This window comes from Sphingobium sp. LF-16 (genome assembly GCF_003711185.1).
Taxonomy (GTDB): domain Bacteria; phylum Pseudomonadota; class Alphaproteobacteria; order Sphingomonadales; family Sphingomonadaceae; genus Sphingobium; species Sphingobium yanoikuyae_A.
The window spans coordinates 2,247,716-2,273,149 of sequence record NZ_CP029335.1; the positions used below are offsets into that span (position 1 = coordinate 2,247,716).

A 25,434-nucleotide genomic window follows, 5' to 3' on the forward strand; every position below is an offset into this window, starting at 1 on the left:
AGGACAGGTCATTGGCCGACCAGCAGCGGATAGGGATTGACCGGCTGGCCACCATACCAGGGATCAGCCGGCGCCATGCGGTTGACGGCGAAATGGAGGTGCGGCGCGGCGGGATCGGCATTGCCGGTGCTGCCCACGGTCGCGATGCGCTGCCCGCGCCTGACCGCCTGCCCTTCGTGCAGGCCGGGCGCATAGCTGTCGAGATGGGCATAATAATAGAGGGTGTGCCCGTCGGGCGCGCGTTCATAAAGGGTGCGGCCACCCACCTCGCTCCAAAAGATCTTCTCGATCCGGCCGTCGGCAGCGGCCAGCACCGCCCTGCCCCGCGCCGCCATGATGTCGATCGCATCATGCGGGCGGGCGCCGCCTGCCCGCGCCTGGGTGAAGGTGTCGGTGAGCGCGGACGCCGGCACGCCCTCCACCGGGATCAGCAGCGCGCCGTTGCTGACGGTTGGCGGCGCGGATGCAACGGATCGCACCGGCGCATCGGCCGGGACGATCCGCACGCAATAGCGGGCGAAGGCGATGCAGAGCAGCAGAGCGACCGCGACACCGCCCCACAGCCGGACGTTCATGCCTGGAACTTCGCCTTGACGCCGCTCTTCACCATCTGCGCCAGCCGCGCGGCATCCCAGTTGGTGAGGCGGATGCAGCCATGACTTTCGGTGCGGCCGATCAGTTGCGGCTCGGGCGTGCCATGGATGCCATAATGATCCTTGGACAGATCGATCCACACGACGCCGACCGGGCCGTTGGGACCGGGTTTCAGCACCGCCTTCTGATCCTTCGACGCGGCATCCCAGAACAGGTCGGGATTATAATGGAAATCGGGATTGCGGCTGACGCCCTTGATCGTCCATTCGCCCAGCGGCAGCGGATCATGCTGTGACCCGGTGGTGACCGGGAATTGCGCGATCAGGCGGTTGTCCGCGCCATAGACCTTGAGCAGCCCTTCCGACTTGTCGACCACCAGATGGTCGGCCTGTGGCTGGTCCCTGGCGACGCCGAGGCTGGCGAGCGTTTCGCCCCAGCCACGCTCGTCGCCCTCGATCCGTGCCACTGGCTGGTTGGCGATCGCCGGCACACGGACGGTCGCACCAGCAGCGACCTTCGTATCGGGCGGGTTCATGCCGGTCAGCACTTCGGGCGTGGTGTGGAAGCGCTCCGCCAGCTTTTCGAGCAGGTTGCGATAGGTAAGCGCGGGCAGGCTCGCCTGATTGTTCAGGCCCTTGGGGATGTCGAAGAAGGGCCCGCGGGCAAAACCGTCGGGAATGCGCACCAGCCAGGTGGTCGGCTTCGCCTCCCCCTCCAGCAGCGCGGCCGAGGTCTTCTGGTCATAATCGCCAGTGACCGGCAGCTTGTTCGCCTCCTGGAAGCCGCGCAAGGCCGCCTTGAAGCTTATCCCGTCCTTGCCGTCGATCACGCCGGGCGAGAAGCCCCAGCGATCGAGCGCCACCTGCGCCTGCAATATCTGGTTGGGCTGCCAGGGCTTGCCGCCGGGTTCCTCCACGACCTGGAAAGCATAGGCAGCCGAAGGGTCGGGCGCGGCCTGTGTCTGGTTGATCGGTGTCTGGTTGGTTGGAGCGGCTGGCTGGCTTTCATTGGCGTCGGTGGTCGACACATTGCAGGCCGCGCACAGCAGCGGCAGGCCGAGAAGACGATATTTCAAGGCGATACTCTCCCACATCATGGAAGAGACAACGCAGCAGGCGGCGGAAAGCTGCCTGTGCCGCTGCGATCAGATGGCTTCGGCCTCCGCCTTGGCCTTCTCGCGCTCGCGTATCCCCTCCAGATCGCGATCGAGGAAATAGTTGAGGAAGGTGCGGATGGCCGCGATCGCCCCGAGCTTGCCGATTTCCGCCCAGGTCGGGGCGATGCTGGTTTCCACGATATCAGCCGCAAGCTGGAAACTCAGTCCGGCGACCGCCCAGCGGCCAAAGCTCATCCAGACCGGCATGAGCTTCGATTCGTCCGCCTTGAAAAGCAGCAGCCCGGTCAGGCCGATCGCACCCTGAACGGAGCCGATGGCGATCGCCAGGATCGCCAGCAGATTGACCAGCAGCGCGACATATTCCGCCAACTGATGGACGAATTCTTCCAACGCCATGCCCAGCACCCCTTGCCCGATTGCAGGGATGCTGGCCCGGCGGCGGCCCTTTGCCTATCGGGATAAACCCGCGATTAGGCGCCGCCCAGCACCGACGCGAAGGCGGCGACCCCGGCCTTGGGCCCTTCGGGGTGATTCCACACCGTGCCGCTGACCGCCAGGAAGTCGGCGCCTGCCGCGATCAGGGGGGCGGCATTGTCCGGCGTGATGCCGCCGATCGCGACGCAGGGCAGTTCGAACAGGGTGGTCCACCAGCCCAGGATCGACGGTTCGGCGCGGTGCGTCGTTTCCTTGGTCGTGGTCGGGTAGAAGGCGCCGAAGGCGACATAGTCGGCTCCCGCCTCGCCCGCTTCCATCGCCAGATGGCGGCTGTCGTGACAGGTGACGCCGATCTGGACCTTGGGGCCAAGCTGCTTGCGCGCCTCGCGCGGGTCGCCATCTTCCTGCCCCAGATGGACACCATCAGCGTTCAGCCGCTTGGCAAGGCCGATGCTGTCATTGATGATGAAGGCGACCTCGCGCTCGGCACAGAGCGCTTGGATCGGCCCGGCGAGTGCCGCGATGGCATGATCGTCGATCCCTTTGAGGCGCAACTGGAAGGCGGCGACCTTGCCGCCGTCGAATGCCTGGGCGAGCTGATCGACGAAAGTCTCGTCGATCGCCGGCGGCGAAATCAGATAGAGTTGGCAAGCGGGGCGAAAGCCCTTTTCGAACTGCTCGGCAAAATGGGGGTCGAGCGCCAGTTCTTCGTCAGTGAAATCGGTCATGCGCGCCTTATAGCCGCTCGCGCGGCCGCGCCAAGTGCGGCTATGACCGCGATCACAATACCGAAGGATATTCCATGCGCCATGCTTTCGCCGCCCTGCTGCTCCTGTCCGCCGCGCCCGTGCTGGCGCAGGAGGCGCCGCGGCCGCGCGCGCGGGAGGCAGGCGTGACCGTCGGCATCCTCCAGCCCGGCCCGCTCAACGCGATCACCGATGTCGCGGGGGTGAAGGTGGGCCAGGTGACGCTGCCGCGCAGCAAGGACGTCAACACCGGCGTCACCGCGATCCTGCCTCATGGCGGCAACCTGTTCCAGGACAAGGTGCCGGCCGGCTTCGTCGCCTATAATGCGTTCGGCAAGTTCATGGGATCGACCCAGGTGGCCGAACTGGGCGAGATCGAGACGCCGATCCTGCTGACCAATACGCTGAACGTGGCGGAGGCGAGCGCAGCCTCGGTCGAATGGACGCTGGCGCAGACCGGCAATGAGGAGGTGCGGTCGGTCAATGCCGTGGTGGGCGAGACCAATGACGGCATGCTCAATGACATTCGCGGGCGGCATGTCACCATCGCCGACGCGCGGCGCGCGATCGAGAGCGCCAAGGCCGGCCCGGTCGAGGAAGGCGGCGTGGGCGCGGGCACCGGCACGGTGGCGTTCGGCTTCAAGGCGGGGATCGGCACATCCTCCCGCAAGCTGCCTGCGTCGCTCGGGGGCTGGACCGTGGGCGTGCTGGTCCAGGCCAATTATGGCGGGGTGCTGACGATCGCGGGCGTGCCGGTGGGGGTGAAGCTTGGCCGCTACGACTATCGCCAGCAGGTGGAGGAAAAGAAGGCGGACGGATCGGTCGTGATCGTGATCGCGACCGATGCGCCGCTGTCCGACCGCAACCTGCGCCGCGTCGCCGAGCGCGCCTTTGGCGGCATCGCGCGGACCGGGTCGAGCTTCTCCAACGGGTCGGGCGACTATGCCATCGCCTTCTCCACCAGCGATGCAGTGCGGCGCACGACGGCGAAGCGCAATGCCGTGGCGGCGGTCGATGACCTGCCCAATGACCGCATCTCGCCGCTGTTCCAGGCGACGATCGAGGCGACCGAGGAAGCGGTGTTGAACGCGCTGTTCAGGGCGCAGACCGTGGCCGGCAATCGCGGGACGGCAGAGGCCCTGCCGCTCGACAAGGTGCTGCCGATGCTGAAGCGCACGCGCTGAAGGCAGCGATGAAGGCGACTGGATCGTCAAGCCGGTGGGCAAGGTAGCGGATCGTGCGCCGACCTGCCTTGGCCGGTGGGTCGAGCGCGATGACGACGTTGGGATGGGCGACCAGCGCGCCGTTGAAGAGGCCTGCCGCCTTGAGATCGGCCAGCGTCCAGTCGTCGCGCAGCCCTGCGACTTGCGACCAGGGGATGGAGAGGCTGCGCAGCTTGCCCACAGGCCAGACCAGCCCGTCCGGGCCGATCCGCACCGGATGGTCGCGGAAGGATCGGATGAAAAGGATGAACCAACCGATCGTGGCGAGGCTCAGCAGCGAAAGGACAAGCGCCGCGCGCGGGCTCCACAGCGCGACCAGCAGATGGACCACGGACGTCTCGACGACCATCAGGCCCAATAAAACCCAGAGCATCGGCGCGACCGCGCGATGATAGGAAAAGACGGCGCCGGCGGGATTTTCCCTCTGCCCGGCGCCGTCCATATGCGTCAGGCCGCGACCGGGGTCTTGGTGGCCGAAGCAGCGTAGATCTCGTCGATCGCGCCGCCCAGCGACGCGTTGAATTCGTCGTCGCTCATCTGGTGGCGCAGGTCGTTCAGCAGCGCGCGGCTGAAGCTGGCGATGATGCCGCGATTCTTGGCCAGTTCGGCGCAGGCTTCGGTGCGGCTGAAGCCACCCGACAGGGCGACGACGCGCAGCACCTTGGGATGATCGACCAGCGGATCGAACAGGCCGGCCTTGGCGGGCAGCGAGAGCTTGAGCATCACCTGCTCGCCTTCGGGCAGGGCGTCGAGCTGCTTGAGGATTTCCTCGAGCAGGATCTGGTCGGCCTCGGCGCGTTCGGGCGACTTGATGTTCACTTCGGGTTCGATGATCGGCATCAGGCCGCCGGCCAGCACTTGGCGGCCGACTTCGAACTGCTGCGCGACCACGGCGGCAATGCCCTCACGGTTGGCGAGGTTGACGACCGAGCGTTCCTTGGTGCCGAACACGCCCAGGCCCTTGGCGCGGGCGAGCAGCGCGTCGAGTTCGGGCATCGGCTTCATCAGCTGCACGCCGTTCGCCTCATCCTCCAGCCCCTTGTCGATCTTGATGAAGGGCACGACGCCGCGTTCGAGCAGCGCGGTCGGGGTCGGCTTGCCGTCGACGGTGCCGTCCATGGTGCGCTCGAACAGGATCGCGCCCAGCACCTTGTCGCCGGTGAAGGCGGGCGAAGTGATGACACGGCTGCGCATGCCATGGATCAGGCCGAACATCTCCTCGTCATTGCTCCAGGCGCTTTCTTCGACGCCATAGCCCTTGAGCGCCTTGGGCGTGGAACCGCCGCTCTGGTCGAGCGCGGCGATAAAGCCCTGACCGTCGGAAACCTTCTTGACCATGTCCTGATCCAGCATCTGCACATACCTTCTCTTGGGGCGCGCCGCCCCCTCGGCAGCGCGGAAAGATGGAAGCCATCGGGCAAACCCGAGGGCATGACTGTAGCGCGCCGTCAGGCCCGCCGGTATCCGGGCTGTTAGCTAGTCCCATGTCGCACCGCAAGATGCTTGACCCCGCGCGGCGACGGGGCGGCCGCCAATATCGTTGGCGCGTGCGAAAGTGCCTGATAGGCTGTGGCCAAAGGTCTGAATCGGGGGAAGAATGGGGATCGGGAAGATGCGGCCCGTCATGGCGGCCGCGCTGATGCTGGGGCTGCTCGATATCGGGGCGGCGCAGGCGGCGACCAAGCCGGTCGTCGGCGAGATGGCGCCGGATTTCGAGCTGACGCTGATCGACGGCAGCAAGGTGTCGCTGACGGAACTGAAGGGCCAGGTGGTGCTGCTCAATTTCTGGGCGACCTGGTGCGTACCGTGTCGCAAGGAATTACCGACGCTCGACAGCTATTATGGGCTCCAGAAGAAACATGGGCTGAAGATATTCGCGATCACGACCGAAGGATCGGTGCCGATCGCGCAGCTGAAGCAATTGTTCGCTGCGATGCACATCCCGTCGGCCAAAAGGATCAAGGGGCCTTATGGCCCACTGACCGGGGTGCCGACCAATTTCGTCATCGATCGGGCGGGCCGGCTGCGCTACGCCAAGTCAGGCGCGTTCGATCTGGAGGATCTCAATGCGCTGCTGGTGCCCTTGCTCAACGAACAGCCGCCCGCCTGAGGCCAATTTCCGTTGCATTGCACAATGAAATTTCCGTCATCGGGTTGAAAGCGCTTCCGGGGGTGACCATTAGGGCGGCATGACCCATTCTGCCGCCCTGCCCCTGCCGCGCGATGATGCGCCCCTGTCCCGCTTTGCCATATTGCTGATGGCGGTCGCGTGCGGGACGATGGTGGCCAACCTCTATTATGCCCAGACACTGATCGACGTGATCGGGCCGGAGATCGGCATGTCGGCCGGGGTCGCAGGCCTCATCACCACGCTGACGCAGCTTGGCTATGGCCTGGGCATCATCCTGGTGGTGCCGCTGGCCGACCTGTTCGAGAACCGGCGGATCGTGCTGATATCGGCGGTGGCGACGGTGCTGGGCTGTATCGCCATCGCCCTGTCCAATGGTCCCGCGACCTTCCTGATCGCGTCGGTCATGACCGGCGTCGGCGCGACCGGCGTGCAGGTGCTGATCCCGCTGGCCTCTCACCTCGCCCCACCCGAGCGGCAGGGGCGCGTGGTCGGCACAGTGATGAGCGGGTTGCTGTTCGGCATCATGCTGTCGCGGCCGATCGCCAGCTTCCTTGCTGGTTCGATGGGCTGGCGTGCGACCTTCCTGCTGTCGGCCGGGGTGATCGCGCTGGTCGCGATCGCGCTGCTGATCGCCTGTCCGCAGCGCCGGCCCAAGGGCGGCATGCATTATGGCGAAGTCCTAAGCTCCACCTTCTCGCAGCTTGGCAAATATCGCGTCGTGCGGATGCGCGCCTTCTACCAGGCCTCGATGTTCGCGGCGTTCAACCTGTTCTGGACCGCCGCGCCGCTAAGCCTGATCCATGACTTTGGCCTGGGCCATAACGGCATCGGCGCCTTTGCGCTCGCTGGCGCAGGCGGCGCGCTGGTGGCGCCGGTGGCGGGCTGGCTGGCGGACCGGCGCCTGACCGGCCCGGCCTCGCTCGGCGCGCTGATCGCGCTATCGATCGGCTTCCTGCTGGCGGACTGGACGGTGGCGGCGGGCAGCCTGATCGGCTTCACCATCATGGCGGTGCTGATCGATGCGGCGGTGCAGGTCAGCCAGATCACCGGGCAGAAGCTGATCTTCTCGCTCGATCCCCATGCGCGCGGCCGGATCAACGCGGCCTATATGACGGTGATGTTCGTGGTGGGGGCGCTGGGATCGGTGATCGGGTCGACCACCTATGAAGCGGGCGGCTGGAGCCTGAGCGCGATCGCAGGTGCAGCGATTGGCGGCGTGGCCGCGCTGGTCTTCATCCTGTTCGACCGGGGCGCCAGCGCCACGCGCTGACGCCCCCGCCGTCAAAAGGCTTAGGCGTAGAGCGCCTTCACGCCCGGCAGTTCCTTGCCTTCCATCCATTCGAGGAAGGCGCCGCCAGCGGTCGAGATGAAGGTGAAGTCGGCGGCCGCGCCGGCATGGTTGAGCGCGGCGACGGTGTCGCCACCGCCCGCGACCGAGACCAGCTGCCCTTCCTTGGTGAGCGCCGCCGCGGTCTTGGCAAGGGCGACGGTCGCGGCGTCGAAGGGCGCGATCTCGAACGCGCCGAGCGGGCCGTTCCACACCAGGGTGCGGCAATTCTTGAGCGCATCGCCCAGCGCCTCGACCGCGGCCGGACCGACGTCGAGGATCATCTCGTCCTCGGCGACTTCATGGACGTTGCAGGTCCGGACCGACGGCGGGTTGGCGGCAAATTCCTTCGCCACGACCACGTCATAGGGCAGATGGATGATGCAGCCGGCTTCTTCCGCCTTGTCGAAGATGGCGTCCGCCGTGTCGGCCAGATCCTTTTCGCACAGCGACTTGCCGACATCGACGCCACGGGCATGGAGGAAGGTGTTGGCCATGCCGCCGCCGATGATCAGATGATCGACCTTGGTGACGAGATTGTTGAGCACGTCGAGCTTGGTCGACACCTTGGCGCCGCCGACGACGGCCGCGACCGGCTTGACCGGGGCACCGAGCGCGGCTTCGAGCGCGTCCAGCTCCTTTTCCATCGAGCGGCCGGCAAAGGCGGGCAGCTTGTGGGCCAGCCCCTCGGTCGAAGCATGGGCGCGGTGCGCGGCGGAAAAGGCGTCGTTGACATAGAGATCGCCGATCGCGGCGATCGCATCGACCAGCGCGGGGTCGTTCTTTTCCTCGCCGGCATGGAAGCGGGTATTTTCGAGGATGGCGATGTCGCCGTTGCGCATCACCTTGATACCGTCGGTCGCGGCTTCACCCTGGCAGTCGGGAATGAACTGCACCTCGCGGCCCAGCACCTGGGTCAGCGGACGGGTGATCTTGCTCAGCGAAAATTCCGGGTTCTTCTGACCCTTGGGCCGGCCGAAATGGGCCAGGATCAGCACCTTGGCGCCGCGATCGGCCAGTTCCAGGATAGTCGGCATCGCCGCGCGCAGACGGGTGTCGTCGCTGACCGAACCGTCCTGCATCGGCACGTTCAGATCCTCGCGCACCAGCACCACCTTGCCGGTGATGTCGCCCATGTCGTCGAGTGTCTTGAACGGCTTTGCCATGATCGCTCCTAGAATTTGGAATTATATCAGAAGAAAAACCCCGCCGGTTGATCCGGCGGGGCTGAGAAGGCTTAGAGGAACTTCGCCATGACACCCGAGGTGTCGATCATGCGGTTCGAGAAGCCCCATTCATTGTCGTACCAGCTGAGCACGCGGACCAGGTTGCCCTCGATCACGGCCGTTTCCAGGCTGTCGACGGTCGAGCTGCGCGGATCGCCATTATAATCGATCGAGACCAGCGGCTCGTCCGAATAGCCGAGGATACCCTTGAGCGGGCCGGATTCCGACGCAGCCTTGAGCAGGCCGTTGACTTCCTCGACCGTGGTGGCGCGGCTGGGGATGAACTTCAGGTCGACGACCGAGACGTTCGGGGTCGGCACGCGGACCGACGAACCGTCCAGCTTGCCCTTGAGCGCCGGCAGAACCTCACCCACGGCGCGGGCGGCACCGGTGGTGGTCGGGATCATCGACAGGGCAGCGGCGCGGGCGCGACGCATGTCCTTGTGGATCTGGTCCAGCGTGTTCTGATCGTTGGTGTAGCTGTGGATCGTGGTCATGAAGCCGCGTTCGATGCCGATCGAATCGTTCAGCACCTTGGCGAGCGGCGCCAGGCAGTTGGTGGTGCAGCTGGCGTTCGAGATGATGATGTCGTCGGCGGTCAGCTCGTCATGGTTGACACCGAAGACGACAGTCTTGTCGACATTGGTACCCGGTGCCGAGATGACGACGCGCTTGGCGCCGGCGGTCAGGTGGGCGCCGGCCTTGTCCTTGCTGGTGAAGATGCCGGTGCATTCCAGGGCGATTTCGACGCCCAGTTCGGCGTGCGGCAGGTTGGCGGGATCGCGCTCTGCCGTCACCTTGATCTTCTTGCCGTCGACCACCAGGAAATCGCCGTCGACGCTGACTTCGCCGGCCCAGTTGCCATGGACCGAGTCGCGCTTGAACAGCAGGGCATTGGCCTTGGCATCGCCCAGGTCGTTGATGCTCACCAGTTCCAGATCATGGTCGGTGCGCGAGAGGATGGCGCGCGCCACCAGACGACCGATGCGGCCGAAACCGTTGATTGCTACCTTCGTTGCCACTGCACTTGTCTCCCGGTTTGCGTGTAGGTCTTGGGCTCAGGCGCCGAGCGCGGCCTTGATCTGCGGAGCGATCTTGGCGGCGGTCAGGCCGAAATGGTCGTAGAGCACTTCGGCAGGGGCCGACGCGCCGAAGCTGTCGATGCCGAAGCGCAGGCCGTCAAGGCCGGTATAGCGTTCCCAGCCGAAGGTGGTGCCGGCCTCGATCGAGGCGCGCAGCACGCCGGCGGGCAGGATGTCGGCCTTGTAGGCGGCGTCCTGCGCGTCGAAATGGGCCCAGCTGGGCATCGACACGACGTCGGCGCCGATGCCCTGCTCTTCCAGCGCCTTTGCGGTGGCGACGGCGATCTCGACTTCCGAACCGGTGGCGAGCAGCACGACCTTGCGATCGGCGGTCGCGGCGACCAGGCGATAGGCGCCCTTGGCCGACAGATTCTCAGCTTTTTCCAGGCGCAGCTGCGGCAGGTTCTGGCGGGTCAGCGCCAGCACCGACGGGCCGGTCGCATCCTTGAGCGCCAATTCCCAGCACTCCGCCGTCTCGACGATGTCGGCCGGGCGATAGACGTCGAGGTTCGGGATCATGCGCATCGACATGACATGCTCGATCGGCTGGTGGGTCGGGCCGTCTTCGCCCAGACCGATCGAGTCATGGGTGAGGACGTGGATCACGCGCTGTTCCTGCAGCGCGGCGAGGCGAATGCCGGCGCGCATATAGTCGGAGAAGACCAGGAAGGTGCCGCCATAGGGGATCACGCCACCATGCAGCGCCATGCCGTTCATCGCGCAGGCCATGCCGAATTCGCGGATGCCATAATAGACATAGCGGCCCGAATAATCGTCACGGGTCAGCGGGCCGGTCGACTTGGTCTTGGTGTTGTTCGAGCCGGTGAGGTCGGCCGAGCCGCCGACGGTTTCGGGCAGCAGATCGTTGATCGCGCCCAGCGCCAGTTCGCTGGCCTTGCGGGTGGCGACCTTCTGCGGGTTGGCGATCAGGCTGTCGATATAGGCGTCGAGCGAGAAGCCAGCCGGCAGTTCGCCCGCCATACGCCGCAAAAATTCAGCGCCTTCCGAAGCATTTGCCAGGCGACCTTCCCAGGCCTTGCGAACATCACCACCCTTGGCACCGATCGCCTTCCAGGCGGCGTCGATGTCGGCGGGGACGACGAAGGGTTCGGCGGTCCAGCCCAGGAACTCGCGGGCGGCGGCGACTTCGGCCTCGCCCAGCGCCGAGCCGTGGACGCCCGAGGTGCCGGCCTTGTTCGGCGCGCCATAACCGATCTTGGTGGCACAGGCGATCAGCGAGGGACGCGGATCGGCCAGTGCTTCGTCGATAGCGCGGCGGACATCGGCAACGTCATGGCCGTCGCACGACACGACATGCCAGCCGGTGGCGGCATAGCGGGCGCGGACATCTTCGTTGCTCGACAAATCGACGGCGCCGTCGATGGTGATCTTGTTGTCGTCCCACAGCACGATCAGGCGCGAGAGGTTGAGGTGACCGGCAAGGCCGATCGCCTCATGGTTGATGCCTTCCATCAGGCAGCCGTCGCCGGCGATCACCCAGGTGCGGTGATCGACCAGATCGTCGCCGAACTCGGCATTCAGGTGACGCTCGGCAATCGCCATGCCGACGGCGGTGGCAAGGCCCGAACCCAGCGGGCCGGTGGTCGCTTCGACCCCTGCCAGCTCGAAATTCTCCGGGTGGCCGGCGCAGGGGCTGTTGAGCTGGCGGAAGTCGCGGATGTCGTCCATCGTCGGACGGGCATAGCCGGTGAGGTTCAGCAGCGAGTAGATCAGCATCGAGCCATGGCCGGCCGACAGCACGAAGCGGTCGCGATCGGCCCATTTCGGCGCGGCCGGATCGAACTTCACATAATCCTTGAACAGCACGGTGGCGACGTCAGCCATGCCCATCGGCATGCCGGGATGGCCGCTGTTGGCAGCCTGCACGGCGTCCATGGAAAGCGCCCGGATGGCGTTGGCGAGCTGCGTGTCGGAAACGGTCATAGCGGGAAGATGTCTTTCATGACTGGCATGGAATGCCCGCGCGAACGGGCGAGTCGATTTGGGTTCCCTTTGTCGCGTCAATCCACATGCGTCAACCGCAGGCGGGGCGCGGCGCGCGGCAAGCCGTCCAAACAGCGCTTTTGCAAGGCGAAAACATTGGCTATGCAGAAAATATGGCAAGCGACCGCATGATGCAGGCGATCGGCACGCTGGAGCGCGCGATCAGTCGGCTTGAACAGAATGTGGCCAGCCTTTCGCAGGCTGTCCCCCATGGCAATTCCGGCATCGACCAGATGGCCGCCCAGGCGGCATTGCAATCGCTGGACGATCTGATCGGAGAATTGCGAGGGCGCACCGATGGCTGAAATCATGCTGCAGATCGCCGGCCGCCCCTATCAGCTGCGCTGCCGCGATGGCGAGGAAGCGCATATGGCGCATCTGGCCCAGATCATCGAGGACAAGGCCTATCAGGCGCAGCGCAGCACGCCGGGCCTGACCGAGGTGCGCACCTTGCTGTTCGCGGCGCTGTTCATGGCGGACGAACTCAACGAACTGAAGCGCGCCGCAGCCGGCCGACAGGAGCAACTGGCGCTGGATGGCGATGACGAACCGACCGCCCGCGCGGTCGAGGCGTTGGCTGCGCGCGTAGAAAAGCTGAGCGAGGCTCTTGCCGCCCGCGCCGCCGACGCCTAGATTGGCGGCGACGGGCACTGCCTGGTGCGAGCTTTAGCGAACATCCCTGAGGCGATAATCACATCCACGGGGGCTGTCCCTGGGCGGGCTCTGGCCCGATCTACATGGTCCCCACCTGACGTTGAGGCGTCAGAGGATATTCCAGCAAACGGCCAAGGCGGTCCCGTCACCCTCCTCTTCCCAGCAAAGGCACCCCATGCCCGACGACAGTGATGCCGCCGACAAGTCGACCCTGCGCGCGATCGCCCGGCAGCGGCGGCGCAACTTCGTCGCCTCGCTCGACGCGCTGACCCACAGGCTGGCGTTCAAGGCCGTCCCCTCCCCGCTCGCCCAGCGTATCGCCGACGCGCAGGTGATCGCACTCTACATGGCGCTGGATGACGAGGCGCCGGCGCAGCGTCTGGCCCCGCAACTGGGCGTTATGGGCAAGCAGGTGGCGTTGCCGCGCGTACTCGATCGGCTCGGCAGCATGGATTTCCTGCTGTGGCGTCCCGAGGACCAGCTGTTCCCCGGCCTGTTCGGCACCAGCCACCCCGAGCCGTCAGGCGGTGCGGTGGTGCCGGATGTCATCATCGCGCCGCTGCTGGGTTTCGACCAGCGGATGAACCGCCTTGGCCAGGGTGGCGGCTATTATGACCGCGCCTTTGCCCGCCATCCCGATGCCTTGCGCGTCGGCCTTGCCTGGTCGGCGCAGGAACTGGATGATGTGCCGGCCGACCCGTGGGATCTGCCGCTCGACATGATCCTGACCGAAACCGCCGTGATCGAGGCAGGCTGAACCCGATGAGCATCGACCCGCGCCATTATCATCAGCCCAGCTGGCGCAAGCCGGCCGGCATGTTCGCGATCCTGGGACTGATCCTGGGCTGGGCCGTGCTGGTCGGCAGCCTGTCGCCGCTGATCGGCCAGTTGCCGATGTGGGGCCAGGTGCCGGTCTATATTTTCCTGGGCCTGATCTGGATCTGGATCCTGCCGCTGCGGCGGCTGCTCGCCTGGATGGAAACGGGGCGCTGGCGTCAGGGTTAATCCCGATGCCCAGCCCATGGTGTTTCGCCTTATCCCTGAGCGTTAGGCGACCGTAACGGACGCATCGCGGCTCTGCGCGATGCAGGCGGCTCGCCGGAAACGGGGGCAACGGCATGTCCATGCGCCAGTCACCAGCATCGGCCGCCCATGCCGCGGACCGCCCCTCCTGTCATCCTGCATTCTCCGGGCGGCGCCACCCCGCACCGGTCTCAAGCCATGTCCGGTGGCGGGCGCACAGTGCAACAGGAGGATCCGATGGTTCCATTGAGCAAGCGACTATTTGCCGAATGTTTCGGCACATTCTGGCTGGTGTTCGGCGGGTGCGGCAGCGCCGTGCTGGCCGCCGCCTTTCCCGATGTCGGCATCGGCCTGCTGGGCGTGGCGCTGGCCTTCGGCCTCACGGTGCTGACCATGGCCTTCTCCATCGGTCATATTTCGGGCTGTCACCTCAATCCGGCGGTAACGATCGGCCTGTGGGCCGGCGGGCGCTTCCCGGCCCGCGACATCGCCCCCTATATCGTCGTGCAACTGGTGGGCGCAGTGATCGCAGCCGCCCTGCTGCTGTTCATCGCCAGCGGCCAGCCGGGCTATGAGCTGGCGCCCAACGGCCTGGCGGTCAATGGCTATGGCCTGCATTCGCCGGGCGGCTACACGCTCTCATCGGGGCTGGCGATCGAGATGGTGCTGACCTTCGGCTTCCTGAGCGTCATCCTGGGCGCGACCGACAGCCGCGCGCCGGCGGGCTTTGCCCCGATCGCGATCGGCCTGGCGCTGACGCTGATCCACCTGATCAGCATCCCGGTCACCAACACCTCGGTCAATCCGGCGCGCAGCACCGGCCCTGCCCTGCTGGTCGGCGGGCTGGCCCTGCATCAGCTCTGGCTGTTCTGGGTGGCGCCGATCATCGGCGCGCTGGCCGCCGGCGGCGTCTATCGCTGGCTCGCCAACGAACCGCTGCCGCCGCATGTGACCGGCGAGCACCTCTGAGACGAATCGTCACGGGCCGATACCGTTGGTGTCGGCCCGCCGCCAATGTCGATGTGAGGAAGAAGGGATCGCCTTGCGATCGGATCACTTCAAAGATGAAGTGGCGCGAGTGACGGGGCTCGAACCCGCGACCTCCGGCGTGACAGGCCGGCGCTCTAACCAACTGAGCTACACCCGCGCAGGGCGGCATCCTATCGTGACCCATGGCCACCAGATGATGCAAATCTGTTTACCTTCCGACTTTCCTGTCAGGGAAAGTGGCGCGAGTGACGGGGCTCGAACCCGCGACCTCCGGCGTGACAGGCCGGCGCTCTAACCAACTGAGCTACACCCGCGTTCGGTGTGGGCGGCCGTCTATGCGGGTCCGGCCAAGCTGTCAACCGTCCTCGCCATCAGTTTCTTCACTTGTTGCATTTTCTTTGCGACGGCTGACCGTCAGCGTCCCCTGTTCGAACAGGAAACCGGCAATGTCGGGCGTGCCGGCGGCGGCCACCACGGTCTGCACGATGATGAGCAACGGGACGCCGAGCAGCGCACCGGGCGTGCCCCAGACCCAGCCCCAGAAGGTCAGCGAGACGAGAATCAGCAGCGGGTTCATCGTCAGGCGACGGCCAAGGATGGTGGGCGTGATGACATTGGCCTCCACCAGATGGAAGCCGATCTGGAGAAAGGCGGGCAGCAGCGCCGTCCAGACATCGTCGAACACCATGAGGCCGCCCAGCGCCAGCAGCACGGCGGCCAGCATCGGCCCGAAATAGGGAATGAAGTTGAGCAATGCGACGATGCCGCCCCACATCCAGGGCGAGGGCATGCCGATAAGCCAGAGCGCCAGCGCCACGGCGAGCCCCAGGCACAGGTTGATGGTGGCGATCGTCATCACATAGGCGGAGGTCGCGTCGACCACATTCTGGATCACCCGCGCGACCGCCATGGCGCCGTCGAAACTGCCCCGGCTGTTGATCGTGCGGCGGCGCAGCCGGGTCCAGCCGGCAAGGAAGAAATAGATGATGAGCAGCGCAAACACCATCTGGATGATCGCGGACGGGGCGGAGGCGGCCGCGAACTGCAGCAGCGATCCGGGCGTTTCCACCGCCGCCCGGTGCGCGACCGATGCCGGCCCCGCGACCAGCATCTGGACGGTTTCGTCGACGAATCGCTGAGCCTGCGAATAAAAATCGATGAGCGGCGCCAGCGTCGCCTGAATCTTGGGTAGGCGCTGGGGCAGGATGCGGAACCAGTCGGTCGCCGGCACCACGATCAGCACCAGCGCGGTGTTGGCGACGCTGAGGAAGGCGACGACCGCCAGCAGCGCCGACAGGCCCGAGGGCAGCCCGCGCCGCTCCAGCCATTCGAGCAGCGGCACCAGCGCGATCGCGATCACCAGCGCGGCGGTCAGCGGCAGGAAAAATTCGGCCCCCGCGCGCAGCGCGAAGGGCAAGGCCAGCAACAGGCCGACGCCCGAGGACAAGGCGATCGACGCCAGCAAACGGTCGCGCCGCCGATTGACTTCCAGTTCCTCGTTGGTGGTCACGCCCGATCCGTCCCCTGTGCATTCGCCATGTTGCTCTGCACCCGGCGCTCCGGCCGGTCAAATGCCATCGGCGAATCGCATCAGGAAGACGGCAAACAGGGGCTTAACCAAATATTGGGGAGACTGGCCGTAGGAGATGCGGACATTCGATAAGGGGGATATCGCATGGCAAGAGGGTTGATCGCGGGACTGGGCCTGATCGCAGGCATGGCCGCATCCTGGCAGGCCGGGGCGCAGGATATGCGGCTCGACAGCCGGACCTTCGTCGAACGGGTGCAGGCCGACATCAATGGCCGCCCGCGCCGCACCATCGCCAATGCCGAACGCGCCATGTCGGGCGACCAGTTGATCGTCGTGGTCGACTGGCGCCATGAAGGCAGCCGGACGGCCCATGGGCTGACCGTGGTTCGCCAGGTGCCGCGCGGCACCCTGCTCGACCTGACCGATCCCGCCATGCAGGCATCGGTCGATGGCGGCGCCCATTGGGGCCGACTGGAGCAATTATGGCTGCCGACGCCGCTGGGCGGTGTCCGCCGCGCTACGCCCGAGGATATTACCCATATACGCTGGCGCCTGCCCGACAGCGTGGCACCGGGACAATCGGGACGGCTGACCTATCGGGCGCAGGTGCGCTGACGCAGGCTGGACCGGGGCGACAATGGCCGCCCCGGTCCCGTGCATTCATCAGCCCTCGAACAGCAGGACCGGCGTTTCCAGCAGCTTGCGCACCGCCTGGACGAAGCTGGCCGCGTCCCAGCCGTCGACCACGCGATGGTCGCAACTGATCGACAGGTTCATCAGCTTTGCCGCGACGATCTCCTTCCCCCGGAACATCGGCCGCTCGATCACCCGGTTGGGGCCGATGATCGCCACTTCGGGTCGGTTGATGACCGGGGTGGTGGCGATGCCGCCGAGGGCCCCAAGCGACGTCAGGGTCAGGGTGGAACCCGACAGTTCGGCCGACGTCGCCTTGCCGCTGCGCGCGGCGTCGGCGAGGCGGCGGATCTCGGTCGCGAGTTGCCAGACATTCCTGTCCTGCGCGTCGCGGATCACCGGGACCATCAGGCCCGCGTCGGTCTGCGTCGCCATGCCGAGATGGACGGCGCCATGGCGCGTCACCACGCCCGCCTCGTCATCATAACGGGCGTTGAGCATCGGGAAGTCGGGCAGCGTCCTGCAGATCGCCACGATCAGCAGCGGCAGCATGGTGAGCTTGGGCCGATCGCCGCGGTGCGCGTTGAGCTGCGCCCGCGCCTCCTCCAGCGCGGTGACGTCGATTTCCTCGACATAGGTGAAATGCGGGATGTGGCGCTTGGACGCGGCCATATTTTCGGCAATGCGGCGGCGCATGCCGATCACCTTCACCTGCTCGTCGGCGCGCGGTGCGGTACGGCCGGCCGGGCGATAGCCCTGCCCCGAACCGTAGAGGAGATAGGCGTCGAGATCGGCGTGGCGGATATGGTCGCCGTTCGGCTTCACCAGGGCGAGATCGACACCCAGTTCCCTGGCGCGTGCGCGGACGGCAGGGGACGCGAGGATGGGGGCGGCAACATCAGGCCCCCTCCCTTCCAGGGAGGGGTTAGGGGTGGGTACCGGCGAAGCCGGTGCTTCTGGCTCAACGGCAGGCAGCTCGCTTTGCTCGCCACCCACCCCCGGCCCCTCCCTGGAAGGGAGGGGAGCATCAATGGAGGCCTCGACCGTTTCGACCGACGGCACGGGCGCGGCAGCCGCCCCCTCGCCTTCCGTCTCGATCTCCACCAGCATCGATCCGATCGACACCTGATCGCCCGGCTCGCCGGCCAGGCGGACGACCGTGCCCGCGACCGGGCTTTCCATCTCGACCGTCGCCTTGTCGGTCATCATGTCGGCGATCGGCTGGTCTTCCTCGACCCGGTCGCCGACCTGGACGTGCCAGCCGACAATCTCCGCCTGCGCAATGCCTTCGCCGATGTCCGGCAGCTTGAAGGTGAATAGGGCCATCTTACTCTCCGTTCGTGTCGAGCGAAGTCGAGACACGTTTATCATAGGGCGGCGCTTCCGTTTCTCGACTTCGCTCGAAACGAACGGAAGGGGTGCGGGATGGTCAGTCCCGCATGATCTTGTTGATGGCTTCGCGGATGCGCACGGGGCCGGGGAAATAGGCCCATTCCAGACTGTGCGGATAAGGCGTGTCGAAGCCGGTGACGCGCTCGATCGGCGCTTCGAGATGATAGAAACAGCGTTCCTGCACCAGCGCCGACAGTTCGGCGCCAAAACCGCTGGTCCGCGTCGCTTCATGCACGATCAGGCAGCGGCCGGTCTTCCTGACCGACGCCTCGATCGTGTCGATATCGAGCGGCACCAGGCTGCGCAGGTCGACGATCTCGGCATCGATGCCCAGCTTCGCCACGGTATTTTCGACGACATGGACCATCGTGCCATAGCAGAGGATGGTCAGCGCCGCGCCGGGGCGGGCGATCCGCGCCTTGCCAAGGTCGATGCGATAATAGCCCTGCGGCACCTGCGCATCTACATGGCCCGCCCAGCTCTTGGCCGGCGTGTCATAATGGCCGTCGAACGGGCCATTATAGATGCGCTTGGGCTCGAAGAAGATGACCGGGTCATTATCCTCGATGGCCGCGATCAGCAGGCCCTTGGCATCATAGGGGGTGGACGGGATCACCGTCTTGACCCCGGACACATGGGTGAAGATGCCCTCCGGGCTCTGGCTGTGGGTCTGGCCGCCGAAGATGCCGCCGCCAAAGGGCGAGCGCACCGTCATCGGCGAGATGAACTCGCCGGCCGAGCGATAGCGCAGCCGCGCCGCCTCGCTCACCAGCTGGTCGAGCGCGGGATAGATATAGTCGGCGAACTGGATTTCGGGGACCGGCCGCAGGCCATAGGCACCCATGCCGACCGCGACGCCGATAATGCCGCATTCGGTGATCGGCGTGTCGAACACCCGGTTCTTGCCATATTTCTGCTGCAAGCCCGCAGTGGCGCGGAACACGCCGCCGAAATAGCCGACATCCTCGCCCATCACCACGACATCGGGGTCGCGGCCCATCATCACGTCCAGCGCGCTGTTGATCGCCTGGATCATGTTCATCTGGACGGGTTCGTCCTGGCCGCCGGCGGCGACCGTTTCCATGCGCATGTCGTTCACAGCCCTGCCGCCTTCCATTCGTCGAGCATCTGCTGCTGCTGTTCCTTCAGGTGCCAGGGCATGTCCTCGAACACGTCCTGGAACATGCTTTCCATCGGATGGTGGAGGCCATGGCCCAATATGCCGTTCTTTTCGGCCTCGCGCGCGGCGTCGCGGACCATCTCGGCCAGTTCCTGGTCCATCGCGGCGTGGCGTTCCTCGTCCCAGATGCCCAGCGTGATGCAATGCTGCTTCAGCCGCGCGATCGGATCGCCGAGCGGCCATTTGCTGCTTTCCTCGGCCGAGCGGTAGGCGGTCGGATCGTCGGACGTGCTGTGCCCTTCGACGCGATAGGTGAAATGCTCGATCAGGGTCGGGCCGCCATTGGCGCGGGCGCGATCGGCGGCCCAGCGGGTGGCGGCATAGACGGCCAGCACGTCATTGCCGTCGACGCGCAGCCCGGCAATGCCATAGCCGATCGCGCGCGCGGCGAAGGTGGTCGCTTCCGCCCCGGCAAAGCCGGAGAAGCTGCTGATCGCCCACTGGTTGTTCACCACATTCATGATGACGGGCGCGCGATAGACGCTGGCGAAGGTGCAGGCCGAATGGAAGTCGCCCTCCGCCGTGGAGCCCTCGCCGCACCAGGTGGCAGCGATGCGGGTATCGCCCTTGGCCGCGCTCGCCATCGCCCAGCCCACAGCCTGGGGATATTGGGTGGTGAGGTTGCCGGAGATGGAGAAGAAGCCGGCCTCGCGCGCCGAATACATGATCGGCAGCTGGCGCCCCTTCATCCGGTCGCCCTTGTTCGAGTAGATCTGGTTCATCATGTCGACGATGGACCAGTCCCGCGCGATCAATATGCCCTGCTGGCGATAGGAGGGGAAGCACATGTCGTCGCGCGACAGGGCAAGCGCGGCGCCGATCGACACCGCCTCCTCGCCGGTCGACTTCATGTAGAAGCTGGTCTTGCCCTGGCGCTGGGCGCGGAACATGCGGCCGTCGAAAGCGCGGGTCAGCGCCATGTAGCGCAGCATTTTGAGCAGCGTGTCCGCCGGCAGCTTGGGGTCCCAGGCGCCGACCGCATGGCCATCCTCGTCCAGCACGCGGACCAGCCCATAGGCGAAGTCGCGCATCTGCGACGGGTGGGTCGCCTCGTCCGGACGCGGCGCCGCGTCGGCCGCGGGAATGTCGAAATGGGTGAAGTCCGCGCTTTCACCGGGCCGCGCGGGCGGCTCGGGCACATGCAGCTGCAGCGGCGGCAGGTTGCGCCCCTGCCCGTCCGTCACAGCGCCGGATTCGATCGAATCGGTCATCCTGCCTCCTATTGTGCGTTGCAATAATATTGCTTGTGGCAATTATTATATTTCAACGCCGCGCAAGGCAAGCCTTACTGACCCAATTCCTTTTCGCCTGTCGCCTTCGCTGTCACCTCAGACGGCGACGGGCGCGGAAATATGGGCCTGCGGCGCATAATCCTGCACCTCGAAATCCTCGATCCCATAGTCGAAAATGCTTGAAGGCCGGCGATTGATCCGCAGCTTCGGCGCGCCCGCCGGGGTGCGGCTGATCTGCTCCTCCACCAGATCGGCATGGTTGAGGTAGAGATGGACGTCGCCGCCCTGCCAGACCACCTCGCCCGGTTCCAGATCGCATTGCTGGGCCAGCATCCGGGTGATCATCGACAGGCCAAAGATGTTGAAGGCAAAGCCCAATCCCAGGTCGCAGCTGCGCTGGAAGAGCAGGCCGTTGAGGCGGCCATCGGACACCTGGAACTGATAGGTCATGTGGCAGGGCGGCAAGGCCATCTGCGCGACTTCCGCGACATTCCAACCGGTGAAGAGCAGGCGGCGCGAACCGGGGTTGGTGCGAATCGCATCGACCAGCGCAGCGATCTGGTTGTGGCCCTGCGCCGCCCGGCGGAACAGGCCGTCGCCGACCGGCTCGTAGCGCGGCCAGTTCACCCATTGGGCGCCATAGACCGGACCGAGATCACCCCATTGCCGGGCAAAGGCTTCATCCTCGATAATTCGCGCCTCGAACGCGTCGCGGTCGATATCCTCGCCGGTCGCCTTGCGGTAGCTGTCGAGCGGCCAGTCGGTCCAGATATGGACATTCTGCTTCACCAGTTCGCGGATATTGGTGTCGCCGGTCAGGAACCACAGCATCTCGCGCGCGGCGACCTTCCAATAGACCCGCTTGGTGGTGAGCAGCGGCACCGCATCGTCGGCCAGCGAGAATCGCAGGGTCGCGCCCAGGATCGATCGGGTGCCAACGCCGGTGCGGTCAATCCGCTCGTCGCCATGGCGCCAGATATGGCGCATCAGGTCGAGATATTGCTCTTCATAATGGGGCGGCTGCGGCGACATGGCGTGCAAGGTCGGTGATCCTGGGATGGGAATGAATCTGGGCGTTCCGTCCATGTAGCATCCCCCCTGCCCCGCTGTCCCGACCAAAGGTCGCGCCATAACGGATGCGACTGCCGGCCCGGCCCGCTCCGTTCCGCCACTACGGATCATTCCGCGTCTCCGCTCCCGGCCCATTGCTGACAGGCTGCGTGCCTCGGGGGTGCGATGCTGACATTGGTGATTCTCGACGAGGACGGCCAGCCGCGCGACCGGCTGCACCCCGATGGCAACTGGCCCTGTCTGGTGGCTCATCTGCTGGCCAGCGATGCGCGACGGGTCATCCTGCACCAGCGGCGGCACAGTGCGGCGCCGCAGCCGGTCGACATCGCCCTGACCCGCAGCCTGCACCGCCGGCTGCGGGCGCTCGACATCCACCTAGCCGACCATCGGATCGACACGCCGAGCGGCTGTTTCAGCTTCCGCGATGCGGGTCTTTTGTAGAATTTTCAAAAAAGCGCATCAGGTGGCTTGCCAGCCCTCAAACCCCTCTCTATAGGCGCACTCCTGCCTTACGGGGCCGCCCCAAAAGCGGCTTCGGCACCGGTCGGGGAATAGCTCAGCCTGGTAGAGCACTGTCTTCGGGAGGCAGGGGCCGGAGGTTCGAATCCTCTTTCCCCGACCATTTTCACCTTCAGGTGAAGCACAAAAACCCAGCGGAAACGCTGGGTTTTTTGCTGTTTGTTGCTTTGATCCGTTCGCTTCGCGGACAGAGGCCGAAGGTTCAGTCTGAACCTTCACTCGATTTCTCTTGGTTGGGCTATTTTCTCTGCAACGTGCCTTAGGTGCTCGGGCGAGAAGCGCGCATAGTGCTTTTGGGTGGTTCGATCATCGTCATGCCCCATAGCTTGAGCCAGCTCTGCCATGGATACGCCCGCCTCGGCAGCCCAGACCGCGCCTGTATGCCGCAGAGTATATGGAGTTGCTTTTACGCCGCTGCGTTTGCTGGCGGCTTGGAAGGCTTTCTTGATGCTGTGGATCGGCTCGGCGCCACACTCAATTACGGAAACTCCCTCACGGGCGGCGTAAGCGACAAGCAGAGCCTCATAGAGGATCGTGTTCATCGGCACGACCGGTCGCTTTTTTGCGGTTTGCTTCCGACCGTCTGGATTGAGCTGAATCTTGCGCCGATCGAAATCAACCTGATCCCATTTCAGCTCCAAAATCGCGCTTGGGCGAGCCATCGTGTAAAGGCCGATCTGAACATAGAGACGGGCATGGGGAGCTTTGACCGCTGCGAAGAATTTCGCGAACTGTTCGCGGCTGAGGTAGCGGACCTGATATTCGTCCTTCTCAGGGAGCCAAATCTTGGGCTTGTGCGGCACCTTGGCTGGGCCAGCCCAATTTAGCGCCGTGGACAGCATCAACAACTCGTACCGTGCCGTGGCGTCAGCGACCGCGCGCGTGTCACGATAAGATTGACACATCTTGCGGTCTATTAGCGCTGGGTCCACATTTTCCCAGAAGGCGCGCATTGCTTTCCAAGCGTCTTTGCGTCGCTGTGATGATGGAGCCTGCTTATCAGCAAGATCGGCGATGTAAGCTTCTACCACCCGTCCGACTGTCCACGGAGAGTTGTTGGCGCGCTCCCAGAGCTGCCTTGCCTCGGCTTCGGCGCTTGATCGTTCGATTGACGAGAGTTGACGACGGTGACGCTTTTCACCTTCGTACCAGACGAGGGCATAAGCTCCGCGGAGTTTCTGGACCGTATAGGGGGTTACTGGCGACATTCGAACCTCCCGACTTCTTCTGCAGGGATGCGAATGAGGTCGCCGATCCGGAAATGGCTGATTTTTCCAGCTCGGATGAGATTGCGCACAGCACCTTGGGAACAGTCCCATCGCGTCGCGAGCGACCGCACTGAAAACGGCGGCGCTTCTGCGAGGATGGTCTGGATTTCTTTATGCGCGGAGGGAGGCCTCACCCCGGTCCCGTTAACTCTGCCCGTTGCCGGGCGAGCCAAGGGAACCAGGATATCGATTGCGCTGGCGTTTGTAATACTGCGATTTTGAATGTCGCTCAGATCTTCGGGATTGCCGATATTGATGGATGATCCAACCTTCGCCCTTCCCTTCCTGCTTAGTAACTTATCGTGAAAACTCACTTTTTTCCTCCTTGGAATGTCTTTCACGACATCCAAGAAGCCTTCTCTCATCCGTCTTTTCTCAGCGGTGGGAGCAGACGCTCTCCACCAACCGGCCCAGTTGTAGAACTAGCTTCATTCTGATCCGCCGGGGCCGCCGCCATTGGCTCCTCGTTGACATCTTCCCAATAGGCCCAGCTAGCACTCGGACCTCCGCTCGCTGACCTGAACCGGGTGCGAGCCTCCTCGAGATTGACGACTACGAATTGCCCGGCCTTGGCATCGGATATCGCACCGAATTCTCGTAGTTGGGCCAAATACCACGCCAGAGTGAAGTCTGTCCGCGAGTGTTTCCCTTCATGTTCAGGAGAAACATACTTCAAAACATCATGTCGCGGCTGATGCCGTTCGAACGCATCACGCAGATTTCGCCGACTGAACTTCACGCCCGGGCGACCGCTTTCAGTAATCCATGCCACCAGGTCAATAATGGCAAGCCAAGTTTGATCCTGATCGATTGGCCTCCGCGGCCCAACGTGATCCGTCTCACCAAAAGACTTGGCGTTGCGCTCGAAGATACCTGGAAATTGTTCAGATATGTCAATAAAGGCGCCATGTTCCTTCACGCGCATGAGCGCGCGCGGGCGCAAATCTGCTCCCATTGAATTGGCCTTTGCTGTCGACAGAAACAGCACGTCACGAACGCTCAATTGGGGGTATTGGACCAGAACCTGGTCTACATTGTCATTTTGCGTGGCGCAGCGCAGTTCGATCACTGTGCGAGGCGTGGTTGACCACATGGCAGAGCCTCGCAGCCGTTCAACGGCTGGATCGTCGGTCTTTTTGGCCGCATCCTTCGGCGTGTGACCGATGATAGCCCAGAACATTCCCTGCCGACGCGACATACGGTTTAGATGGAAGAGGAAGTTAGTAGTCGCTTCGGAATGCGACATTTCGAACCCGGCCATCGAAACCGCGGAATCGAGAATGACGCCTACGAAGCGATCTTCTGGTCGGCCACTAGCGACAGCCTCTCGATTTGCCTCGTCGAGGAATTTCTCAATGCTGTCGAGCGACGGGGTGGGCCCCCATTCGCCTCTGTCTCCTCCTCGTGAAAAAAGGGAAGGGTTTAAATCCCCGAACTCTTGGTTGCTCATCGACAAGAATGGCATCACATGGATTCTGGAGCAGACGTCCTCGATCTGCTCCTCGGCCCAGCCGGTTTGATCACTCATCCACCAAGCTATATCACCGATGCGCTTGAACAGGTGTTCTCGCAGATCTTCTGCGGAGAGAACCAAGATCTTGCCGGTAGCTCTCACATCTGCACCGAGCCATTTTTCGGGCTTTTGATCGCCACGTGCGGCAATATGCATCGCAAGCCACAGCAGAAGCTGTGTTTTCCCGGTGCTGCCGGTTCCGAACAGCACGGTTGCGCCCGTCGCAGGCAGAAGCCCGTCGACAGCCCAGTCCATGACGAAGTCGGCTTTGGCCGCTGCGCTTGCGTTGTAGGCGCCTTGCCGCGCGAGTACGGTCCAATTCTCATCGCTCATGCTAATTCCTTCCGTAGGCAGGCCCCTTAGATGGCGAGAGTTAACCGATTGCTATCTTTATAAAATTTCCTAAATTAGAATTCGTTTACCTTTTATTAACACCCTGCCATGATACAAATCCGAATGGGGGTAAGGGGGTAGAGGGAGAGAGAGGAGCTTTAGTCCTCAACTCTCCCTCTACCCCCTTACCCTTTCGGTAATGCAGGCGTG

The 25,434-nt window shown here is 64.5% G+C and carries 27 protein-coding genes and 3 tRNA genes; 11 read left to right on the forward strand and 19 right to left on the reverse strand.

Features of this window, described 5'->3' with window-relative positions; translation table 11 throughout:
- Positions 1-8: 8 nt before the first annotated feature.
- The 4 genes from DIZ22_RS10520 to thiE all read right to left on the reverse strand — a co-directional run bounded on the left by DIZ22_RS10520 (position 9) and on the right by thiE (position 2,874).
- Complete coding sequence (locus tag DIZ22_RS10520; protein WP_048937336.1) at positions 9-575, reverse strand: M23 family metallopeptidase; 567 nt, start codon at positions 573-575, stop codon at positions 9-11.
- A complete protein-coding gene (locus DIZ22_RS10525) occupies positions 572-1,690 on the reverse strand; it encodes a L,D-transpeptidase family protein (protein WP_048937337.1) in 1,119 nt (372 codons plus the stop codon). Before DIZ22_RS10525 ends, DIZ22_RS10520 begins: the two co-directional genes overlap by 4 nt.
- A 48-nt stretch (positions 1,691-1,738) precedes the next feature.
- On the reverse strand, positions 1,739-2,107 hold the full coding sequence (locus DIZ22_RS10530) for a DUF1622 domain-containing protein (protein WP_004211722.1): 369 nt from the start codon (positions 2,105-2,107) through the stop codon (positions 1,739-1,741).
- 74 nt (positions 2,108-2,181) lie between these two features.
- Entirely contained in the window at positions 2,182-2,874 is a 693-nt protein-coding gene (thiE, locus tag DIZ22_RS10535) for a thiamine phosphate synthase (RefSeq protein ID WP_010337227.1), read from the reverse strand.
- 74 nt (positions 2,875-2,948) lie between these two features.
- On the opposite strand from thiE, the gene DIZ22_RS10540 reads away from it, so the two are divergent.
- The gene (locus DIZ22_RS10540) at positions 2,949-4,076 is read left to right on the forward strand and encodes a P1 family peptidase (RefSeq protein WP_048937338.1); all 1,128 of its coding nucleotides are present in this window, start codon (positions 2,949-2,951) and stop codon (positions 4,074-4,076) included.
- Here the strand turns inward: DIZ22_RS10540 and DIZ22_RS10545 are convergent.
- Positions 3,988-4,557, reverse strand: a complete 570-nt coding sequence (locus DIZ22_RS10545; protein ID WP_048937339.1) for a hypothetical protein — start codon at positions 4,555-4,557, stop codon at positions 3,988-3,990. The two genes, DIZ22_RS10540 and DIZ22_RS10545, sit on opposite strands and share 89 nt — an antisense overlap.
- 5 nt (positions 4,558-4,562) lie before the next feature.
- Positions 4,563-5,468, reverse strand: a complete 906-nt coding sequence (locus tag DIZ22_RS10550) for a fructose bisphosphate aldolase (RefSeq protein WP_048937340.1) — start codon at positions 5,466-5,468, stop codon at positions 4,563-4,565.
- Positions 5,469-5,727: 259 nt separating this feature from the next.
- Here DIZ22_RS10550 and DIZ22_RS10555 point away from each other — a divergent pair, with 259 nt between their 5' ends.
- Positions 5,728-6,225, forward strand: a complete 498-nt coding sequence (locus tag DIZ22_RS10555) for a TlpA disulfide reductase family protein (protein ID WP_053094329.1) — start codon at positions 5,728-5,730, stop codon at positions 6,223-6,225.
- Positions 6,226-6,304: 79 nt separating this feature from the next.
- A complete protein-coding gene (locus tag DIZ22_RS10560) occupies positions 6,305-7,516 on the forward strand; it encodes an MFS transporter (RefSeq protein WP_048937341.1) in 1,212 nt (403 codons plus the stop codon).
- A gap of 20 nt (positions 7,517-7,536) precedes the next feature.
- Here DIZ22_RS10560 and DIZ22_RS10565 read toward each other — a convergent pair whose 3' ends face one another.
- The 3 genes from DIZ22_RS10565 to tkt all read right to left on the reverse strand — a co-directional run bounded on the left by DIZ22_RS10565 (position 7,537) and on the right by tkt (position 11,825).
- Positions 7,537-8,739, reverse strand: a complete 1,203-nt coding sequence (locus DIZ22_RS10565; protein WP_037507546.1) for a phosphoglycerate kinase — start codon at positions 8,737-8,739, stop codon at positions 7,537-7,539.
- A 71-nt stretch (positions 8,740-8,810) separates the two neighbouring features.
- On the reverse strand, positions 8,811-9,821 hold the full coding sequence (gene gap / locus DIZ22_RS10570; protein WP_004211711.1) for a type I glyceraldehyde-3-phosphate dehydrogenase: 1,011 nt from the start codon (positions 9,819-9,821) through the stop codon (positions 8,811-8,813).
- Between the two features lie 36 nt (positions 9,822-9,857).
- A complete protein-coding gene (gene tkt, locus DIZ22_RS10575; RefSeq protein WP_048937342.1) occupies positions 9,858-11,825 on the reverse strand; it encodes a transketolase in 1,968 nt (655 codons plus the stop codon).
- A 32-nt stretch (positions 11,826-11,857) separates the two neighbouring features.
- On the opposite strand from tkt, the gene DIZ22_RS10580 reads away from it, so the two are divergent.
- The 5 genes from DIZ22_RS10580 (at position 11,858) to aqpZ (ending at position 14,531) form a co-directional block, all read left to right on the forward strand.
- Positions 11,858-12,190, forward strand: coding sequence for a hypothetical protein (locus DIZ22_RS10580; protein ID WP_137405447.1), 333 nt, complete (start codon positions 11,858-11,860; stop codon positions 12,188-12,190).
- On the forward strand, positions 12,183-12,518 hold the full coding sequence (locus DIZ22_RS10585) for a cell division protein ZapA (protein ID WP_048937343.1): 336 nt from the start codon (positions 12,183-12,185) through the stop codon (positions 12,516-12,518). Before DIZ22_RS10580 ends, DIZ22_RS10585 begins: the two co-directional genes overlap by 8 nt.
- A gap of 196 nt (positions 12,519-12,714) precedes the next feature.
- Positions 12,715-13,296 carry a 5-formyltetrahydrofolate cyclo-ligase gene (locus DIZ22_RS10590; RefSeq protein WP_048937344.1) on the forward strand — a complete coding sequence of 194 codons (582 nt, stop codon included), beginning with the start codon at positions 12,715-12,717 and terminating at the stop codon, positions 13,294-13,296.
- A 5-nt stretch (positions 13,297-13,301) separates the two neighbouring features.
- The gene (locus tag DIZ22_RS10595) at positions 13,302-13,544 is read left to right on the forward strand and encodes a DUF2842 domain-containing protein (protein ID WP_010337236.1); all 243 of its coding nucleotides are present in this window, start codon (positions 13,302-13,304) and stop codon (positions 13,542-13,544) included.
- Between the two features lie 255 nt (positions 13,545-13,799).
- Positions 13,800-14,531, forward strand: a complete 732-nt coding sequence (aqpZ, locus tag DIZ22_RS10600) for an aquaporin Z (RefSeq protein ID WP_048937381.1) — start codon at positions 13,800-13,802, stop codon at positions 14,529-14,531.
- Positions 14,532-14,632: 101 nt separating this feature from the next.
- Here the strand turns inward: aqpZ and DIZ22_RS10605 are convergent.
- The 3 genes from DIZ22_RS10605 to DIZ22_RS10615 all read right to left on the reverse strand — a co-directional run bounded on the left by DIZ22_RS10605 (position 14,633) and on the right by DIZ22_RS10615 (position 16,062).
- A tRNA-Asp gene (locus tag DIZ22_RS10605) sits at positions 14,633-14,709 on the reverse strand.
- An 80-nt stretch (positions 14,710-14,789) separates the two neighbouring features.
- Positions 14,790-14,866 (reverse strand) — tRNA-Asp (locus DIZ22_RS10610).
- 41 nt (positions 14,867-14,907) lie between these two features.
- Complete coding sequence (locus tag DIZ22_RS10615) at positions 14,908-16,062, reverse strand: AI-2E family transporter (RefSeq protein WP_004211703.1); 1,155 nt, start codon at positions 16,060-16,062, stop codon at positions 14,908-14,910.
- A 165-nt stretch (positions 16,063-16,227) separates the two neighbouring features.
- On the opposite strand from DIZ22_RS10615, the gene DIZ22_RS10620 reads away from it, so the two are divergent.
- Positions 16,228-16,698 carry a hypothetical protein gene (locus DIZ22_RS10620; protein ID WP_048937345.1) on the forward strand — a complete coding sequence of 157 codons (471 nt, stop codon included), beginning with the start codon at positions 16,228-16,230 and terminating at the stop codon, positions 16,696-16,698.
- A gap of 48 nt (positions 16,699-16,746) precedes the next feature.
- Here the strand turns inward: DIZ22_RS10620 and DIZ22_RS10625 are convergent, their stop codons facing one another.
- The 4 genes from DIZ22_RS10625 to thyA form a co-directional block, all read right to left on the reverse strand.
- Positions 16,747-18,042: a dihydrolipoamide acetyltransferase family protein gene (locus DIZ22_RS10625; protein WP_048937346.1), complete on the reverse strand. Its 1,296-nt coding sequence runs from the start codon at positions 18,040-18,042 to the stop codon at positions 16,747-16,749.
- Between the two features lie 103 nt (positions 18,043-18,145).
- On the reverse strand, positions 18,146-19,150 hold the full coding sequence (locus DIZ22_RS10630; protein WP_048937382.1) for an alpha-ketoacid dehydrogenase subunit beta: 1,005 nt from the start codon (positions 19,148-19,150) through the stop codon (positions 18,146-18,148).
- Between the two features lie 53 nt (positions 19,151-19,203).
- Positions 19,204-20,499, reverse strand: a complete 1,296-nt coding sequence (locus DIZ22_RS10635) for a 3-methyl-2-oxobutanoate dehydrogenase (2-methylpropanoyl-transferring) subunit alpha (protein ID WP_010337241.1) — start codon at positions 20,497-20,499, stop codon at positions 19,204-19,206.
- A 117-nt stretch (positions 20,500-20,616) separates the two neighbouring features.
- A complete protein-coding gene (gene thyA, locus DIZ22_RS10640) occupies positions 20,617-21,552 on the reverse strand; it encodes a thymidylate synthase (protein WP_048937347.1) in 936 nt (311 codons plus the stop codon).
- Positions 21,553-21,756: 204 nt separating this feature from the next.
- Between thyA and DIZ22_RS10645 the strand changes: the two genes are divergently transcribed.
- Positions 21,757-22,032: a JAB domain-containing protein gene (locus DIZ22_RS10645; protein ID WP_048937348.1), complete on the forward strand. Its 276-nt coding sequence runs from the start codon at positions 21,757-21,759 to the stop codon at positions 22,030-22,032.
- Positions 22,033-22,136: 104 nt separating this feature from the next.
- Positions 22,137-22,213, forward strand: a tRNA-Pro gene (locus tag DIZ22_RS10650).
- A gap of 112 nt (positions 22,214-22,325) precedes the next feature.
- Here DIZ22_RS10650 and DIZ22_RS10655 read toward each other — a convergent pair.
- From DIZ22_RS10655 to DIZ22_RS10660, 3 genes are read right to left on the reverse strand one after another with little or no spacing between them, the layout of a single operon-like run.
- Positions 22,326-23,318, reverse strand: coding sequence for a site-specific integrase (locus DIZ22_RS10655; RefSeq protein WP_164488880.1), 993 nt, complete (start codon positions 23,316-23,318; stop codon positions 22,326-22,328).
- Complete coding sequence (locus DIZ22_RS21785; protein WP_164488881.1) at positions 23,306-23,743, reverse strand: helix-turn-helix domain-containing protein; 438 nt, start codon at positions 23,741-23,743, stop codon at positions 23,306-23,308. The genes DIZ22_RS10655 and DIZ22_RS21785 overlap by 13 nt, the downstream gene beginning before the upstream one ends.
- Positions 23,740-25,224, reverse strand: coding sequence for an AAA family ATPase (locus DIZ22_RS10660; protein ID WP_122928172.1), 1,485 nt, complete (start codon positions 25,222-25,224; stop codon positions 23,740-23,742). The genes DIZ22_RS21785 and DIZ22_RS10660 overlap by 4 nt, the downstream gene beginning before the upstream one ends.
- Between the last annotated feature and the right edge of the window lie 210 nt (positions 25,225-25,434).

Bases quoted from the DNA above. Each gene is read 5' to 3' on its own strand.
- DIZ22_RS10655 (WP_164488880.1), bottom strand. From the start codon at position 23,318: ATGTCGCCAGTAACCCCCTATACGGTCCAGAAACTCCGCGGAGCTTAT.
- DIZ22_RS10585 (WP_048937343.1), top strand. From the start codon at position 12,183: ATGGCTGAAATCATGCTGCAGATCGCCGGCCGCCCCTATCAGCTGCGC.
- DIZ22_RS10520 (WP_048937336.1), bottom strand. From the start codon at position 575: ATGAACGTCCGGCTGTGGGGCGGTGTCGCGGTCGCTCTGCTGCTCTGC.
- DIZ22_RS10560 (WP_048937341.1), top strand. From the start codon at position 6,305: ATGACCCATTCTGCCGCCCTGCCCCTGCCGCGCGATGATGCGCCCCTG.
- DIZ22_RS10645 (WP_048937348.1), top strand. From the start codon at position 21,757: ATGCTGACATTGGTGATTCTCGACGAGGACGGCCAGCCGCGCGACCGG.
- DIZ22_RS10590 (WP_048937344.1), top strand. From the start codon at position 12,715: ATGCCCGACGACAGTGATGCCGCCGACAAGTCGACCCTGCGCGCGATC.
- thiE (WP_010337227.1), bottom strand. From the start codon at position 2,874: ATGACCGATTTCACTGACGAAGAACTGGCGCTCGACCCCCATTTTGCC.
- DIZ22_RS10530 (WP_004211722.1), bottom strand. From the start codon at position 2,107: ATGGCGTTGGAAGAATTCGTCCATCAGTTGGCGGAATATGTCGCGCTG.
- DIZ22_RS21785 (WP_164488881.1), bottom strand. From the start codon at position 23,743: ATGAGAGAAGGCTTCTTGGATGTCGTGAAAGACATTCCAAGGAGGAAA.
- DIZ22_RS10525 (WP_048937337.1), bottom strand. From the start codon at position 1,690: ATGATGTGGGAGAGTATCGCCTTGAAATATCGTCTTCTCGGCCTGCCG.
- DIZ22_RS10625 (WP_048937346.1), bottom strand. From the start codon at position 18,042: ATGGCCCTATTCACCTTCAAGCTGCCGGACATCGGCGAAGGCATTGCG.
- DIZ22_RS10620 (WP_048937345.1), top strand. From the start codon at position 16,228: ATGGCAAGAGGGTTGATCGCGGGACTGGGCCTGATCGCAGGCATGGCC.
- tkt (WP_048937342.1), bottom strand. From the start codon at position 11,825: ATGACCGTTTCCGACACGCAGCTCGCCAACGCCATCCGGGCGCTTTCC.
- DIZ22_RS10550 (WP_048937340.1), bottom strand. From the start codon at position 5,468: ATGCTGGATCAGGACATGGTCAAGAAGGTTTCCGACGGTCAGGGCTTT.
- aqpZ (WP_048937381.1), top strand. From the start codon at position 13,800: ATGGTTCCATTGAGCAAGCGACTATTTGCCGAATGTTTCGGCACATTC.
- DIZ22_RS10635 (WP_010337241.1), bottom strand. From the start codon at position 20,499: ATGACCGATTCGATCGAATCCGGCGCTGTGACGGACGGGCAGGGGCGC.
- DIZ22_RS10540 (WP_048937338.1), top strand. From the start codon at position 2,949: ATGCGCCATGCTTTCGCCGCCCTGCTGCTCCTGTCCGCCGCGCCCGTG.
- thyA (WP_048937347.1), bottom strand. From the start codon at position 21,552: ATGTCGCCGCAGCCGCCCCATTATGAAGAGCAATATCTCGACCTGATG.
- DIZ22_RS10545 (WP_048937339.1), bottom strand. From the start codon at position 4,557: ATGGACGGCGCCGGGCAGAGGGAAAATCCCGCCGGCGCCGTCTTTTCC.
- DIZ22_RS10565 (WP_037507546.1), bottom strand. From the start codon at position 8,739: ATGGCAAAGCCGTTCAAGACACTCGACGACATGGGCGACATCACCGGC.
- DIZ22_RS10580 (WP_137405447.1), top strand. From the start codon at position 11,858: ATGCCCGCGCGAACGGGCGAGTCGATTTGGGTTCCCTTTGTCGCGTCA.
- DIZ22_RS10595 (WP_010337236.1), top strand. From the start codon at position 13,302: ATGAGCATCGACCCGCGCCATTATCATCAGCCCAGCTGGCGCAAGCCG.
- DIZ22_RS10660 (WP_122928172.1), bottom strand. From the start codon at position 25,224: ATGAGCGATGAGAATTGGACCGTACTCGCGCGGCAAGGCGCCTACAAC.
- DIZ22_RS10630 (WP_048937382.1), bottom strand. From the start codon at position 19,150: ATGAACATGATCCAGGCGATCAACAGCGCGCTGGACGTGATGATGGGC.
- DIZ22_RS10555 (WP_053094329.1), top strand. From the start codon at position 5,728: ATGCGGCCCGTCATGGCGGCCGCGCTGATGCTGGGGCTGCTCGATATC.